This is a genomic window from Nonomuraea sp. NPDC052265 (assembly GCF_044547985.1).
Lineage (GTDB): Bacteria > Actinomycetota > Actinomycetes > Streptosporangiales > Streptosporangiaceae > Nonomuraea.
This window is the reverse complement of the sequence record NZ_JBIUBJ010000019.1, coordinates 57,478-71,456: the sequence shown is the minus strand read 5'-3', so window position 1 is coordinate 71,456 and position 13,979 is coordinate 57,478. Positions and strand designations below refer to the sequence as shown.

The 13,979-nt window shown below is 71.9% G+C and carries 17 protein-coding genes; 6 read left to right on the top strand and 11 right to left on the bottom strand.

Translation table 11 applies throughout. From position 1 onward, the window contains the following. Entirely contained in the window at positions 1-666 is a 666-nt protein-coding gene (locus ACIHAD_RS38260) for a pentapeptide repeat-containing protein (protein WP_397359639.1), read from the top strand. Here ACIHAD_RS38260 and ACIHAD_RS38255 read toward each other — a convergent pair. From ACIHAD_RS38255 to ACIHAD_RS38240, 4 genes are read right to left on the bottom strand one after another with little or no spacing between them, the layout of a single operon-like run. Then, positions 653-1,690: an NAD(P)H-dependent flavin oxidoreductase gene (locus ACIHAD_RS38255; protein WP_397359638.1), complete on the bottom strand. Its 1,038-nt coding sequence runs from the start codon at positions 1,688-1,690 to the stop codon at positions 653-655. The two genes, ACIHAD_RS38260 and ACIHAD_RS38255, sit on opposite strands and share 14 nt — an antisense overlap. Next, positions 1,687-2,430, bottom strand: coding sequence for a CoA-transferase subunit beta (locus ACIHAD_RS38250; protein ID WP_397359637.1), 744 nt, complete (start codon positions 2,428-2,430; stop codon positions 1,687-1,689). The genes ACIHAD_RS38255 and ACIHAD_RS38250 overlap by 4 nt, the downstream gene beginning before the upstream one ends. Continuing rightward, positions 2,417-3,193 (bottom strand): CoA transferase subunit A, encoded by a 777-nt coding sequence (locus ACIHAD_RS38245; RefSeq protein WP_397359636.1) that lies wholly within the window; start codon positions 3,191-3,193, stop codon positions 2,417-2,419. Before ACIHAD_RS38245 ends, ACIHAD_RS38250 begins: the two co-directional genes overlap by 14 nt. Then, entirely contained in the window at positions 3,190-3,918 is a 729-nt protein-coding gene (locus tag ACIHAD_RS38240; protein ID WP_397359634.1) for an enoyl-CoA hydratase family protein, read from the bottom strand. The genes ACIHAD_RS38245 and ACIHAD_RS38240 overlap by 4 nt, the downstream gene beginning before the upstream one ends. A gap of 46 nt (positions 3,919-3,964) precedes the next feature. On the opposite strand from ACIHAD_RS38240, the gene ACIHAD_RS38235 reads away from it, so the two are divergent. Beyond that, positions 3,965-4,693, top strand: a complete 729-nt coding sequence (locus ACIHAD_RS38235; RefSeq protein WP_397359633.1) for an SDR family oxidoreductase — start codon at positions 3,965-3,967, stop codon at positions 4,691-4,693. Positions 4,694-4,702: 9 nt separating this feature from the next. Beyond that, the gene (locus ACIHAD_RS38230) at positions 4,703-5,632 is read left to right on the top strand and encodes an SDR family oxidoreductase (RefSeq protein ID WP_397359631.1); all 930 of its coding nucleotides are present in this window, start codon (positions 4,703-4,705) and stop codon (positions 5,630-5,632) included. Between the two features lie 19 nt (positions 5,633-5,651). On the opposite strand, the gene ACIHAD_RS38225 is transcribed toward ACIHAD_RS38230, so the two are convergent. Further along, positions 5,652-6,305 carry an NIPSNAP family protein gene (locus tag ACIHAD_RS38225; RefSeq protein ID WP_397359629.1) on the bottom strand — a complete coding sequence of 218 codons (654 nt, stop codon included), beginning with the start codon at positions 6,303-6,305 and terminating at the stop codon, positions 5,652-5,654. A 216-nt stretch (positions 6,306-6,521) separates the two neighbouring features. Between ACIHAD_RS38225 and ACIHAD_RS38220 the strand changes: the two genes are divergently transcribed. The 3 genes from ACIHAD_RS38220 to ACIHAD_RS38210 all read left to right on the top strand — a co-directional run bounded on the left by ACIHAD_RS38220 (position 6,522) and on the right by ACIHAD_RS38210 (position 7,972). Further along, positions 6,522-6,776 (top strand): hypothetical protein, encoded by a 255-nt coding sequence (locus ACIHAD_RS38220; RefSeq protein ID WP_357983843.1) that lies wholly within the window; start codon positions 6,522-6,524, stop codon positions 6,774-6,776. Between the two features lie 32 nt (positions 6,777-6,808). After that, positions 6,809-7,066, top strand: a complete 258-nt coding sequence (locus ACIHAD_RS38215; RefSeq protein WP_397359628.1) for a hypothetical protein — start codon at positions 6,809-6,811, stop codon at positions 7,064-7,066. Between the two features lie 90 nt (positions 7,067-7,156). Next, positions 7,157-7,972, top strand: coding sequence for a RimK family alpha-L-glutamate ligase (locus tag ACIHAD_RS38210; protein ID WP_397359627.1), 816 nt, complete (start codon positions 7,157-7,159; stop codon positions 7,970-7,972). Here the strand turns inward: ACIHAD_RS38210 and ACIHAD_RS38205 are convergent, their stop codons facing one another. From ACIHAD_RS38205 to ACIHAD_RS38180, 6 genes are all read right to left on the bottom strand, one after another. Beyond that, the gene (locus tag ACIHAD_RS38205; protein ID WP_397359626.1) at positions 7,973-8,719 is read right to left on the bottom strand and encodes an SDR family oxidoreductase; all 747 of its coding nucleotides are present in this window, start codon (positions 8,717-8,719) and stop codon (positions 7,973-7,975) included. A 34-nt stretch (positions 8,720-8,753) separates the two neighbouring features. Next, complete coding sequence (locus tag ACIHAD_RS38200; RefSeq protein WP_397359624.1) at positions 8,754-9,959, bottom strand: RimK family alpha-L-glutamate ligase; 1,206 nt, start codon at positions 9,957-9,959, stop codon at positions 8,754-8,756. A 28-nt stretch (positions 9,960-9,987) separates the two neighbouring features. After that, a complete protein-coding gene (locus tag ACIHAD_RS38195; protein WP_397359623.1) occupies positions 9,988-11,283 on the bottom strand; it encodes a DUF2252 domain-containing protein in 1,296 nt (431 codons plus the stop codon). A gap of 63 nt (positions 11,284-11,346) precedes the next feature. After that, complete coding sequence (locus tag ACIHAD_RS38190; protein ID WP_397359622.1) at positions 11,347-12,120, bottom strand: SDR family oxidoreductase; 774 nt, start codon at positions 12,118-12,120, stop codon at positions 11,347-11,349. An 11-nt stretch (positions 12,121-12,131) separates the two neighbouring features. Continuing rightward, on the bottom strand, positions 12,132-13,253 hold the full coding sequence (locus ACIHAD_RS38185) for an acyl-CoA dehydrogenase family protein (protein ID WP_397359621.1): 1,122 nt from the start codon (positions 13,251-13,253) through the stop codon (positions 12,132-12,134). Further along, positions 13,240-13,761: a flavin reductase family protein gene (locus ACIHAD_RS38180; protein WP_397359721.1), complete on the bottom strand. Its 522-nt coding sequence runs from the start codon at positions 13,759-13,761 to the stop codon at positions 13,240-13,242. The genes ACIHAD_RS38185 and ACIHAD_RS38180 overlap by 14 nt, the downstream gene beginning before the upstream one ends. Positions 13,762-13,979 lie beyond the last annotated feature (218 nt).

Below are 13,979 nucleotides of genomic sequence, written 5' to 3'. Positions count from 1 at the left end.
GTGAACCTCGACGGCGAAGACCTCTCCCACAGCCGCCCCGCCCTCCACGGCGACGGGCCGCACGTCTTCCGCGGCTGCGACCTGACCGAGGCCGACCTGTCCGGAGCCGCGCTGGCCGGCGCCCGGTTCGAGTCCTGCGTGCTCGACGGCGCCGACCTGCGCAAGGCCGACCTCGACGGCGCCGTCTTCACCGGCGGCGGCGGCATGCGCCCGAGGTTCAACGACGCCGACCTGATCGACGCGACGTTCACCGACGTCGACCTGTCCTCGGCCCAGTTCGGCGGCGCGCTGCTGACCGACACCTCCTTCACGGGCTGCCGCATGATCGGCGCCGCGCTCACGGCCTCGCGCGGCACCGGCTTCAAGATCGCGCGCAGCAACCTGACGCTGGCCAACCTCGGCGGCTGCTCGCTGCGCGGCGAGTTCATCGAGGGGGTGCGCTTCGACGACGCCGACCTGTCGGGCTGCGACTTCACCGAGGCCACCTTCAGCGACTGCCGGCTCATCGGCACGCGGCTGCTCAACACCACGTTCGCCAAGGCCGACCTGCGCGGCGCCGACCTCGGTCAGCCCGACGACGCCAAGCTGCGCGCCTTCACCGGCGCGATCATCAACCAGGCCCAGGCCAACGCGATCCTCGCCGCCCGGGGCATCACCGTCCTGTGAGCCGGGCCAGGCTCCCGCGCACGTCCTCGGCCTCGGCCATCACCCGCTCGATCAGCTCGGCGCACGACGGCAGGTCCTCGATCACGCCCACCACCTGACCGGAGGCCATCACCCCGAGGTCGGCCCGCCCGTCCACCATCGCCGCCCGCAGCAGCACCGGCGTGTTGGCCGCCTGGAGCACCTGCGCCCAGGTCAGCTCCCGGCCGCGCCGCATCCGCCGTCCCTCGCGGACCAGCGCGGCCCACGACAGGCCGGACAGCCGCCTGAACCGGGCGCCGTTCAGCACCGCGCGCAGCAGCCGCGACCGTTCCAGCGAGGCCACGAACGGCGTGCTGAGCACGCGGTGCGGCACGCCGTCCACCGCGGTCGTCACGACGGTCTCGCGGGCGGCCAGGTAGACGTCCTTGACCCCGCCGGGCACGGGGGACTCGCGGGTCAGCAGGAACCGGGTGCCCATGGCGACGCCGCACGCGCCGTAGGCCAGCGCGGCGACCAGGCCCCGGCCGTCGAAGAACCCGCCCGCCGCGATCACCGGGATGTCCACCGCGTCCACGACCTGCGGCAGCAGCAGCGTGGTGGCCAGCGGGCCGGTGTGCCCGCCGCCCTCGCCGCCCTGGACGATCACCGCGTCCACGCCCCACGCGGCCACCTTCTCGGCGTGCCGGCGCGCCCCCACCGAGGGGATGGTGACGACCCCCGCGTCCTTGAGCCGGGCGATCAGCTCCCGCCGGGGCGCCTGGGCGAACGACGCCACCCGCACGCCCTCCCTGATCATCACCTCCACCCGCTCGGCCGCGTCGTCGGCGTCGGAGCGGATGTTCACCCCGAAGGGCGCGTCCGTGCGCTCCTTCACCCGCCTGACCGCCGCCGTCATCTCGGGCACCGACATGGTGGCCGCGCCGATCACGCCCAGCCCGCCCGCCGCCGAGACGGCCGCGGCCAGCCGGGCGCCCGCGACGTACCCCATGCCGGTCTGGACGACGGGATGGCGGCAGCCGGTGAGCTCGGTCAGGGCGGTCCTCACGCCGCCACCTCGCGGTCGCGCGCCCGGCCGGGATCCAGCCGGTCCAGGACGGCCAGCTCACCGGCGTCCGGCTCCCGCGTCGCGGGCACGTCCGGCGGGATGACCAGGTCGAAACCGGTGGCGGCCACCACGTCGGCCACGCTCACGCCCGGATGGGTGGACACCAGGCGCATCGAGCCGTCGGCGGTGGCGAAGTCGAGCACCGCCAGGTCCGTCACCACCCGCCGCAACTCGTGCGCGCCCCGGTCGGTGCCGAGCCCGCTCACCATGTCCACCTCGGGCACGAACACCCGCCGCGAGTGCCGCGGGATCCAGTAGCTCGTCGGGTCGCACCGCGTGTTCCCCGGCGCCCCGCGCACCCCCAGGAGCTGGGCCTTGGGCCGGGCCCAGTCGCCGATGCAGGAGATGTTGCTGTTCCCGTGCCGGTCGATCTGGCTCGCGCCGAGCATCACGTGCCGCCGGCCGTTCAGTACCAGCCACAGGTGCTCGCGGAACGGCAGCCAGCCCTCCACCACCCCGGGCGCCGCCCCGAGCGCGGGCACGTCGCCGGTGAGCAGGCAGACGCCGTCGTGGGTGAGCAGATCGGGCTCGAACGTCAGCCGGGCCAGCCGCGCGGCCAGCACCGTGACCGCGCCGCCGATCCCGGCCGCCAGGATCTCCCCGTCGCCCCTGAACGCCTCCGCGCAGGCCAGCACGCACACGTCGGCCCTGCTCACAGCCCTGCCTTCAGCTCTGCTCATCGAGGCCGCCCGCCACGTAACGCCGCTGCCGTTCCTCGTCGCGCCCGTAGTCCGGCTCGCACGAGGTGAAGCCCGCCCCGCCGGGCGCCTCGACCACGCCGGTCACCATCGACCGGCTGATCAGCAACGACTGCACCGGCCCCTCCTTCAGCAGGTCGGCGGTGTCCACCAGCCGCTCGCACGACACGTAGCAGCGCCCGGCCGCCTTGGCGTACAGGTCGTCGAAGTACGGGTCGGGGCCCAGGTACTGGGCGTTCCCGCGGGCGTCGGCCCGGTTCAGGTGCACCAGCGCCACGTCCATGGTCAGGGCGGGCACCGCGACCAGCTCCTCCCCGTCCCCGTACGGCGAGCGCACCGTCCGCAGGTCCGGGTTGACCCGCATCACGCCGGACCCCAGCCCCGCCCGCGTCGGCAGGAACGGCAGCCGGTGCGCCGCCGCCAGCAGCCCGAACATGAACATGCCCTCGTCGTACTCGGCGAACTCGATCGCGCCCGCCTGCCGGGCGGCCCGGAAGTGCGGTTCGAGGGGGATGGAGTCGAGCGTGACGAACGGCGCCACGACCTTGCGCACCTTGCCCGCCGCGCACAACATGCCGACGTCCGGGCCGCCGTAGGAGACGATCGTCAGGTCCCGGACGGGCGTCCGCAGCAGGCCGTCCACCAGGGCCATGGGCTTGCGCCGCGAGCCCCAGCCGCCGATCCCGACCGTCATCCCGCTCTCCACCGAGGCCGCGACCTCCTCGACGGACATCACCTTGCTCATCGGAACCGCTCCCTGTGCTCGTCGCCCATGCCCATGAGGTTCAGCTCGAAGGTGAAGCCCTGCTCGAAGCGGTAGCTGCGCCGGACGTCCACGGGGTCGATGCCGTTCAGCGACTCCTTGGCGCGGCGGATCACGTACGGGTCCTTGGCCGCGATCTGCCCGGCCACCTCCATGGCCGTCTCCCGCAGCTTGTCGCGCGGCACCACCTCCAGGACCGAGCCGAACGCGCGCAGCTCGGCCGCCGTGACGTTCCTGCACGTGTAGACCATGGCCCGCATGAGGTGCTGGGGCACCAGCCGGGCCAGGTGCGTGGCGGCGCCGAGCGCTCCGCGGTCCACCTCGGGCAGCCCGAAGTAGGCGTCCTCGCTGGCCACCACCACGTCCGCGTTGCCCGCCAGGCCGACCCCGCCGCCCAGGCAGTGGCCGTGCACCGCGGCGATCACCGGCACCTCGCATTCGTAGACGGCCGCGAACGCTTCGAAACACTGCCGGTTCGCCCCGACCAGCGCCGTGTGCCCGGGATCGGCCTGCATCTCCTTGATGTCCACGCCGGCGTTGAACCCGCGTCCCTCGGCCCGCAGCACCACCACCCTGGTCGCCGGGTCGCGTCCGGCCGCGCGCACCGCCGCCGCCAGCTCGGCCCAGCCCTGGACGGTCAACGCGTTCACCGGCGGCACGTCCACCACGACCTCGGCGACCGGCCCGTCCCGCAGTGTGATCCCCATCGCGCTCCCTGGTCGCACCTAACGCTTGCTTGGTACGGTAGCACCCGTGACGGTCACTTACGACTACACAGGCAGGTCCGTGCTGGTGACGGGCGGCACCCAGGGCATCGGCGCGGGCATCGCCAGGGCCTTCCGCGAGGCGGGCGCCGACGTGACGGTCTGCGCCAGGAAGGACCCGGGCCCGCTGGACGGCCTGCGCTTCGTCCGGGCCGACGTGCGCGAGCCGGAGGACGTCGAGCGTCTGGTCGCCGCGTTCGACCGGCTCGACGTGCTGGTCAACAACGCCGGCGGCACGCCGCCCGCGCCCGTGTCGGGCACCTCGCCGCGCCTGCACGCCCGCGTCATCGAGCTCAACCTGACCGCCCCGCTGCTGGTCTCCCAGCGGGCCCACCCGCTGCTGGCCGCCGCCCGCGGGGCGATCGTGATGATCGGCAGCGTCAGCGGCGCCCGTCCCTCGCCCGGCACCGCCGCGTACGGCGCCGCCAAGGCGGGCCTGCACCACCTGGCCCGCTCCCTGGCCGCCGAGTGGGCCCCCGAGGTCAGGGTCAACTCGGTCGTCGTCGGCCTGGCCGACACCACGGCGGCCGAGCGGTACACCGGCCACGGGCGGGCGGACGCGACCATCCCCGCGGGCCGCCCCGCCACGCCCGCCGACGTGGCCGCGGCGTGCCTGTGGCTGGCCGCCCCCGGCTACGTGACCGGCGCAGAGGTACGGGTGGACGGCGGCGGCGAGATCCCCGCCTGGCAATTCCTAGCTTCCGACGATATTTCCTGATATCTGTGCATGATCCCCTTGGGAGGTCTTGTGGGCATTTGCGCTGGCCGCGTGGTGATCGTGACAGGCGCCGGACGCGGCATCGGCAGACAGCACGCCCTGGAGTTCGCCCGCCAGGGCGCCCGCGTCGTGGTGAACGACCTCGGCACCGCCCGCGACGGCGGCGGCGCGTCCGCCGGCCCGGCCCACGAGGTCGTCGCCGAGATCGAGGCCCTCGGCGGCCGGGCGGTGGCCAACTGCGACGACGTATCCGACTGGGCCGGCGCCGCCCGCCTGGTCAAGACCGCCGTCAGCGCGTACGGCCGGCTGGACGTGCTGGTGAACAACGCCGGCTTCCTGCGCGACCGGATGCTGGTCTCGATGACCGAGCAGGACTGGGACGACGTCGTCCGCGTGCATCTCAAGGGCCACTTCCTGCCGCTGCGGCACGCGGCCGCGTACTGGCGGGAGCGGTCGAAGGCGGGCGAGGAGGTGTCCGGCAGGGTGGTCAACACCTCGTCGGGCGCGGGCCTGCTGGGCAGCGTCGGCCAGGCCGGCTACTCGGCGGCCAAGGCCGGGATCGCCGCGCTCACCCAGGTCGCCGCCGCCGAGCTGGCCCGGTACGGCGTCACGGTCAACGCCATCGCGCCCGCCGCCCGCACCCGGATGACCGAGGAGGTGTTCGCGGCGACCATGGCCAGGCCGGAGTCCGGCTTCGACCCCATGGACCCGGCGAACGTCGCCCCCCTCGTGGTCTGGCTCGGCTCGGCGGCCTCCGCGCACGTGACGGGCCGGGTGTTCGAGGTCGAGGGCGGCGCGATCTCCCTGGCCACCGGCTGGCGCCACGGCCCCGCCGTGGACCGGGGCGTCCGCTGGTCACCGCGGGAGGTCGGCGAGGCCGTCGCCACGCTCCTGGAGGCCGCGCCCGCCCCCGAGCCCGTCTACGGCGCTACCCCCTGACGCCCTCCTGAGAAGGGCGTCAGCGCATCGACGACCGGGCGGTGGGACGCAGGCGGAAGCGTACCGGCGGGGCGGTCAGGCGGGCCTCCAGCATGGGCAGGTCCGCCTCGCGCTCGTCCTCGGGCCGGGCGAAACGGGTGAACCACACGAACACGTTCTCCCTGGTCCGGACGGGCAGGCGGGGAAAGGTGTTCTCGGCGTGCTCGCTCTCCAGGCAGCCGACCGGCGGCGTACCGGCCTCGGCCAGCGCGGGTGCGACCCGCCGGGCGAAGAACCCGGCGAAGCCCTCCTCGACGTGGCAGATCGTCGCGACGTAGAGCGCGGCGGGCGGTCCGGCCGCGCTCGTGGGCGGCCGTTCCCAGGAGGGAGGCGGCGGGCCGGACGGGCGGAGCAGGAGCACGTCGTCGGAGTCGATCATCGTGGCGTTGGCGGCGTCGCGGTGGGCCTTCCAGACCGGGCCGTCGTAGAAGCCCTCCAGCGCCGCCCGCCGCGCCACCATGTCGGGGAAGGCGCGCAGCCAGGTGAAGGTGTCGGGGGCGTCGAGGTCGCGGAAGGTGCCGGCGACCCGCATGCCGAGCGCCTCCTGCGGCTCGACGAACTCGCGCTCGAACAGCGTGATCAGCGTGTCGCGCCGCCCGGGGTGAAGGGTGTACCGCCGCAGTTCGTAGATCATGGCCGGGACCTTAGGGGCGCATCGCTGCCATCTCATGTCAGGGTACGCCACGAACAATGTTCTGATCACTCCTAGCTACCGAACGGCAACGCAGAGTTATATAGTCGCATTGACCTTGATCCCAATGGGTCACAGAAGGTCAAAAGGGGTGCGGTGGTTGCCCAGGGCCCTGGCGCCCCGCCGCTTCCCAGGGGTCCTCACCGGTAAGGAGCAGAAGTGATCAAAAGGCTGTGCGCCGCAGGTGCCGTCCTGGCCGCGGCCGGCGTCGCCATGGCGGCCGTTCCCGCCCACGCTGACACCTGGTCCGACAACTGGAGCAGCAACAGCGACTCGTCGCAGTCGGGCAACAACTTCGGCGACGTCTCCGCGGCCAACCGTGGTGGCTGGGACTCGACCAACGTCAACAACATCAACGGCGTCGCGACCACCGCCACCGACGGCGGCATCGCGGTGACCTACATCTTCTACTGACCTCCGTACAGCTCCGAGGAAGGGACATCGACATGATGAAGAAGCTCTGCGTGACCACCGGCGCCGTCGCCGCGGCCGCCGCCCTGACGCTCCTGTCCGCCCCGGCCCACGCCGACGTCACCGGGGGCAACTCCAGCTCCAACCACGACACCTCCCAGTCGGGCAACACCTTCGGCAACGTCGTGAACGTCAACGTGAGCGGCACCGACGCCACCAGCGTCAACAACGTCAACGGCAACGCCACGACCGCCACCGACGACAGCCACGCCGGCACCAGCGTCGACTCCTAGCCGGACCCGGGGGCGTCCTCCGGCGCGGAGAGGGCGCCCCCGTGCGGGCCGGGTCGAGACGGCCCGGCCCGCCCCCACTACCATCCGTGGATGAAGAAATGCGCATATGTCACCTTTGACGACCCGACCGGCCAGGACGACGAGCGTGACCTCGCGCTCTCCCACTGGCAGGCCGCCGGCATCGAGGGCCGCGCCGAACGCTGGGACGACCCCGAGGCCGACTGGAGCGCCTACGACGCCGTCGTCGTCCGATCGGTCTGGGACTACATCGACCGGCGCGAGGAGTTCCTGGCCTGGGCCCGCCGCGTCGAGTCCGTCACCCGGCTGCTCAACCCGGTTGCCGTCCTGGAGGGCAACACCGACAAGACCTATCTGAGAGACCTGGGCGTGCCGACCGTGCCCACCCACTGGTCCGCCGACGACCTGCCCGAGTGGCCGGAGTACGTCGTCAAGCCCGCGATCTCCGCCGGGGCCCGCGACACGACCAGGACGACCGACCGCGGCAGGGCCGCCGAACTGGCCGCAGCCCTCCAGGTCGCGGGGCGGCAGCCGATGGTCCAGCCCTACCTCGACATGGTGGAGTCGGAGGGCGAGACCTCCCTGCTGTACTTCAACGGCCGCCTCAGCCACGCCGTCCGGCGCCATCCGATGCTGGCGGCGGGCGCGACCTTCGACCACAACGCGCGGGCCGAGCTCCGCACCCCGGCCCCGGACCAGGTCGACCTGGCCGAGAAGGTGCTCGCAGCCATTCCCCACGCCCTTCTCTACGCCAGGATCGACCTGGTCCGGCTGTCCGACGGCACGCCGGTGGTCATCGAGCTGGAGCTGACCGAGCCGTACCTGTTCCTGCGTTACGCGCCGGACGCCGCGGCGAACCTCGCCAGGGCCCTGGGCGAGCTGGTCTGATCAGCAGGAGATCCCGCCGTCCACCGGGATGACCGTCCCCGTCAGGTACGCCCCCGCCCGCGAGGACAGGAAGATGGCCGCGCCCGCCATGTCGTCGGGCCGGCCGATCCGTCCCAGAGGGATGTTCGAGGCGATGGCGGCGCGGGTGGCGGGGTCGTCCAGGGCGAAGGCCATCATCTTGGAGTCGAACGGGCCGGGGGCGATGGCGTTGACGGTGATGTGGTCCTTGGCCAGTTGTTTGGCCAGGTGGCGGGTCAGCATGTGCACGGCCGCCTTGGTGGAGGAGTAGGCGTAGCTCTCCAGGGCGGGCACCCGGATGCCGTCGATCGAGCCGACGTTGATCACCCTGGCCGGGTCGTCCGCGCCGGCCGCCTCCCGCAGGTGCGGCAGGAACTTCTGGGTCAGGTAGAACACGCCCTTGACGTTGATGTCCCAGAGCTTGTCGAAGGCGTGCTCCGGATACTCCTCCAGGGGCGCGCCCCAGGTGGCCCCGGCGTTGTTGACCAGCACGTGCAGCGGGCCGCCCACCGCCGTGACCAGCGTGTCCACCCCTTCGGACGTGGACAGGTCGGCCTGGACGGCCGTGCACCCGAGCTCGGCGGCGGTCTTGTCGACCTCCGCCGCCTTGCGCGCCGATATGACGACGGTCGCGCCCGCCTCCACGAACCCGGCGGCGATCATGCGGCCGATGCCGCGCGACCCGCCGGTGACGACGACCGTCTTGCCTTCCACCGAGAACAGAGTCATGTTCCGGAAGCATGCCATACCGACTGGTCGGTTACTAGCTGCCCTCGTCCTTCACCCAGAGTCGCAGCAGCCCGCGGAAGTGCTCGGTGAACCGCTCGCGCTCGGCCGCCGGGTACGTGGCCGCCACCGTGTCGACCAGCAACCGGTCGAACTCCGGCCCGGCCACCCAGTCCAGGACGATCTCGTCGATGTGCCCGAGATGGGTGCGGCAGAACTCCTCGTACCGGTCCACCTCGAAGTACCGGTCGGCCAGCTTCCGGTACTGGGCCAGCCGTTCGCCGTAGTCGCCGGTGACCTGGAAGTAGTCGTGCGTCTCCAGGTCGATGCGCGGCCGGCGGCGGGTGGCCACGCAGAACACGCTCCACTTCACCAGCGCCTTGATCGCCCAGGGGAAGTAGTAGTGGAGGCTGGTCAGGGCCACGTCGGGGCAGGCGTTGGCGTAGTCGATCGGGTGCACGTCCGTGCCCTTGACCAGGGTCTCGCAGGAGTTGAACTCCCAGCGGAAGAACGCGTTCACCAGCCGCCCGACGGTGACGACCTCCTCGCCCACGGACGGCGAGAGGAACTCGTGGTCCACGGCGTACCGGGCGTGCATGGGCTCGTCCGGGCGGAAGTGCATGACCATGGTCTCCGCGCCGATCGACAGCGACCTGGCGAAGGCGTCGTACCCCTCGACGGATTCCTGGAGGTGCATGAGCATCTCGCCGCTCTGGTCGTAGGCGCGGTGCAGCTCGTCGCGGTCGCGCACGCGGGAGACGCCCCGCCAGGCGCCGCCGTCGTACGGCTTCATGAACAGCGGGTAGCCGATGCGCTCGGCGACCGCGTCGAGGTCGAAGGACTGGTTGTAGCGCTCGGCCGTGTAGGCGTACCGGGCGTTGTCCACCGGGTTCTTGTACGGCACCAGCACCGTCTCCGGCACCTTGAGTCCCAGCCGCATCATCGCGCAGTACGCCGCGTGCTTCTCCATCGACTGGAACGTGAACGGGCTGTTCAGCAGATAGACGTCGTCCATCATGGCGATCTTCTTCAGCCACTCGCGCGGATGGTAGTACCAGTACGCCAGCCGGTCGATCACCAGCTCGTGGCGTGGCTTGGCGCGCAGGTCGAACGGCTCGATCGTGATGCGCTCGACGTCGAACTCGCCCACCCCCTTGATCGGCCCCAACCGGCGTAACACGGTCTCGAACGCCGCGGGCCAGTCCTCCTCGGTCCCCAGCAGCAGCCCCATGAGATGACGCACGATGCTCCTCCGCGGTCGCCGCGAGGGCTCACACGCCGGGCAGGCGACCGTTCCTGAACAGGTCGACGAACCGTTGATGGTCTTCACGAGCCTGTGCCCCATAACGGTGGGCGAAATCCACCAGCATGCCGACAAATCCGGATTGATCGCCGTCGATGACCGTCACGATCGCCTCCTCCGTCGAGAAGTCCACCAGGTCGTGGCTGGACTCGTCGTCGGCCACGGAGTGCATGCGCGCCACCGCCCGTCCCAGGTCGCGCATGATGGAACGCAGCTCGTCGGGCTCGTTGACGTCGCCCCAGTCGAGGTCGGCCGAGTACGGCGACACCTCGGCCACGAGCTGGCCCACCCCGCCGAGCGAGGCGTACCCGAGCCAGGGGTCGGCGTAGGCCTGCAGCGCCCGCTGCGACTCCGCCGTGCGGTGACCCTGGTGCAGGAAGTAGGAGGCCGCCTTCTCGTTGTCGACGTAACGGGCCACGGCCGGGGCCTGGGCCTGCTTCATGTAGAGGATGACGTCGTTCTCCAGCGCCTGCGAGCGTCCCTCCAGCAGCAGGTTGTACGACGGCAGCCCCGCCGACCCGATCCCCACGCCCTTGCGCAGCGCCACGTCCTTGACGATGTGCTCGACCGGGCTGGACGGCGTCGGCAGCGTCCCCAGGTAGCCCTCGAACGCCGCCAGCACCCTCTCCCGGGTCGCGGCGTCGACCTCCTCCCGGCCGTCCATGAGGGCGAAACGCCGGTCGTAGTCGTCGATCACGGTCTCCACGTCGAGCATCGCCACCCGCGTGCTGAGCCGCGCCGTCTGCAGCACCCGGTGCAGCACGCCACTGGTGGTCTCCAGGGTGAGCGAGCCGATGGCGTCGTCGCCGCCGGTCGCGATGCCGTGCAGTTCGGTCAGGTACGCCCGCGCGAACTCGCCCACCAGCGTGCTGATCGTCTCGTCCGACAGCGCCTTGGCGTAGCCGATCAGCGCCACGCTGGCGGCGAAGCGCTTGAGGTCCCAGACGTAGGGGCCGACGTAGGCCTCGTCGAAGTCGTTGACGTTGAAGACCAGCACCCCGGAGGCGTTCATGTACGTGCCGAAGTTCTCGGCGTGCAGGTCGCCGTGGATCCAGACCCGGCCGGTGGGCTCGTCGAGGTAGGAGTCGTCGGCGAAGTCGCCGGTCAGGTCGGCGTAGAACAGGCCGGCGCTGCCCCGGTAGAACGCGAAGGGGGAGGCCGCCATCTTGCGGAACTTGCGCCGGAAGGCGGCCGGGTCCCGCTTGATCGACTCACCGAACTCGCTGATCAGGACGTCGAGCAGGAAGGAGGAGCGTGTGCCCATGACACGGACGGTAGCCCGCCGGCTGCTCGCCGCCTACCCCGAATTCTCCCTGACAGGGCCAGGTCAGGGATGTTGCGAGGAGACCGAGACGGTCTCGCCCGTCATGTACGAGGAGTAGTCGCTGGCCAGGAAGACGATCACGTTGGCCACCTCCCACGGCTCGGCCGACCGTCCGAACGCCTCCTTGGCGGCCAGCTCGGCCAGCAGTTCCTCGCTCGTCACCTTCGCCAGGAAGGGATGCACGGCCAGCGACGGCGCCACCGCGTTCACCCGTACGCCGTGCTCGGCGACCTCCAGCGCGACGCACCTCGTCAACGCCATCACCCCGGCCTTGGCCGCCGCGTAGTGCGCCTGCCCGCGCTGCGCCCGCCAGCCGACCACGGAGGCGTTGTTCACCACCACGCCGGAGCCCTGGCCGATCATGTGCCGGACCGCCGCCCTGGTGCAGCGCATGGTGCCGTTGAGGGTGACGTCGACGACCGCGTGCCACTGCTCGTCGGTCATCTCGGCCAGCGGGGCCGTACCGCCGAGGCCGGCGTTGTTGATCACCACGTCGAGCCGGCCGTGCGCCTCCACCGCCGCGTCGAACAACGCCAGCACCTGCGGCTCCGACGTCACGTCGCACGGCACCGCCAGCGGCTTGACGCCGGTCAGCTCGGTCAGCGCCTCCGCCGCGGCGGACAGGCGGCGCTCGTGCCGGTCGGAGAGGACGATCGTCGCCCCCTCCTCGGCGCAGCGCCTGGCGGTGGCGTAGCCGATGCCCGCGCCCGCGGCGGCGGTCACCAGCGTGACCTTGCCGTCGAGCAGGCCGTGCGACTTCGGATAGGGCGGTGCCATCCGTGCTCCAATCAGCGGGGGAGTCCGAGAGTGCGCTCGGCGATGATGTTCCGCTGGATCTCACTCGACCCGGCATAGATCGTGTCCGCCCGGCTGAACAAATACAAGCGCTGCAGGTCGTTCAGCCCGTCCTCGGCCACGAGCCCGGCCTTGCCCTGGACCTCCTGCGCCAGCTCGCCCAGCCGGCGATGCCACTCCGACCAGTAGAGCTTGGCGATCGACACCTCCGGGCCCGGGTCCGGGCGCAGCATGCGCAGGGCGTTCAGCCGCATGATCTCCAGTTCCAGCCACGACCGGACGAGCCGGTCGCGCAGCACCGGATCCTCGGCCGCCCCGGTCCGCCGGGCGGTCGCGATCACCTCGGCCAGCTCCCGCCGGAACCCGATCTGCTGGCCCAGCGTGGACGCGCCGCGCTCGTGGCCCAGCGTGGCCATGGCCACCCGCCAGCCGTCGCCCGGCGCCCCGAGCAGGTTCCCCGCCGCCGTGCGCGCGCCGTCGAAGAACACCTCGTTGAACTCGGAGGTGCCGGTGAGCTGCCTGATCGCACGTACGGTGACGCCCGGCCCGCCCATCGGCACCAGCAGGTACGACAGCCCCCGATGCCGCTGCGACCCCTCCTCGGTACGGCACAGGACGAAGCACCAGTCGGCGACGTGGGCCAGTGACGTCCACACCTTCTGCCCCGAGACGACCCACTCGCCGCCTTCGAGACGCGCCCTGGTCTGGACGTTCGCCAGGTCGGAACCGGCCTCGGGTTCGGAGTAGCCCTGGCACCACAGCTCCTCGCCGCGCTGGATCGGCGGGAGGAAACGGTCCTTCTGCTCGTCGGTGCCGAACTCCAGGATGGTCGGGCCGATCAGGCCCTCGCCGATGTGGCCGACCCGGGCGGGGGCGCCGGCCCTGGCGTACTCCTCGTAGAAGGCGACCTGGTCGTCGAGGGAGGCGGCGCGGCCGCCGTACCGCTCGGGCCAGCTCAGGCAGGTCCAGCCCGCCTCGCCGAGCCGGCGCTCCCAGGCCAGGCGCAGGTCGTGCCCCTCGTGCTCCCTGCCGGGGCCGCCGAGACCGCGGGCGTGCGCGAACTCGCCGGACAGGCTCTCCTCCAGCCAGGCGCGGGCCTCCTCACGAAGGCTCAACAAATCCCCCGTAGCCGCCCTGGAAGAAGACCAGCGGGCCGCCGTCGGCGTGCGTGTCGAGCTGCAGCACCCGGGCCACCACGATCATGTGGTCGCCCGCCGGGTGCTCGGCCTCGATCACACAGTCGATCCAGGCCAGCGCGCCTTCGAGCACCGGGTTGCCGCCGGGGGAGCCGGTCCAGGTCAGGCCGGCGAACTTGTCGCCGCCCTTGGCCGCCATCTGCGCGCAGACCGGCTGCTGGTGCTCGGCCAGAACGTTCACGGTGACGACCTTCGCGCCGCGTACCCGGGGCCAGCTCGTGCTGGTGTGGGCCACGCAGAAGGCCACCAGCGGGGGGTCGAGCGAGACCGAGGTGAAGGAGTTGGCCGCCAGGCCGCAGGGCTGGTCGTCGGCCGGGTCGAGGGCGGTGATCGCCACCACGCCGGTCGCGAACCTGCCGAGGACCTGCCGGAACCGGCGGCTGTCGAGGTGGCCGTTCCCGCTGTGCTGTGAAGGGCCGGGCGGCATGGCGGCTCCGTTGCGAGTCCTGCTGCGCTGGTAGGGCGCCGGAAGGCCGCGACAGCCGTCCGGCGCGATGAGCCGGGCAGCGTGTGTGCTCATGGGGTCCGCCTCCTCGTCACCGACTGCGCCCATCATACATACCAAGCGCTTGCTTGGACACTAGGCTTCCCCCGAAAACCCTGTCAACCCACCCCCACCCCAGCCCGCCGGCCCCCGGCCCCACC

Coding starts and splice junctions, on each gene's coding strand:
- ACIHAD_RS38180 (WP_397359721.1), bottom strand. CDS start 13,761: ATGCCGCCCGGCCCTTCACAGCACAGCGGGAACGGCCACCTCGACAGC.
- ACIHAD_RS38230 (WP_397359631.1), top strand. CDS start 4,703: ATGATCCCCTTGGGAGGTCTTGTGGGCATTTGCGCTGGCCGCGTGGTG.
- ACIHAD_RS38205 (WP_397359626.1), bottom strand. CDS start 8,719: ATGACTCTGTTCTCGGTGGAAGGCAAGACGGTCGTCGTCACCGGCGGG.
- ACIHAD_RS38215 (WP_397359628.1), top strand. CDS start 6,809: ATGATGAAGAAGCTCTGCGTGACCACCGGCGCCGTCGCCGCGGCCGCC.
- ACIHAD_RS38225 (WP_397359629.1), bottom strand. CDS start 6,305: ATGATCTACGAACTGCGGCGGTACACCCTTCACCCCGGGCGGCGCGAC.
- ACIHAD_RS38250 (WP_397359637.1), bottom strand. CDS start 2,430: ATGAGCAGAGCTGAAGGCAGGGCTGTGAGCAGGGCCGACGTGTGCGTG.
- ACIHAD_RS38245 (WP_397359636.1), bottom strand. CDS start 3,193: ATGAGCAAGGTGATGTCCGTCGAGGAGGTCGCGGCCTCGGTGGAGAGC.
- ACIHAD_RS38240 (WP_397359634.1), bottom strand. CDS start 3,918: ATGGGGATCACACTGCGGGACGGGCCGGTCGCCGAGGTCGTGGTGGAC.
- ACIHAD_RS38190 (WP_397359622.1), bottom strand. CDS start 12,120: ATGGCACCGCCCTATCCGAAGTCGCACGGCCTGCTCGACGGCAAGGTC.
- ACIHAD_RS38210 (WP_397359627.1), top strand. CDS start 7,157: ATGAAGAAATGCGCATATGTCACCTTTGACGACCCGACCGGCCAGGAC.
- ACIHAD_RS38195 (WP_397359623.1), bottom strand. CDS start 11,283: ATGGGCACACGCTCCTCCTTCCTGCTCGACGTCCTGATCAGCGAGTTC.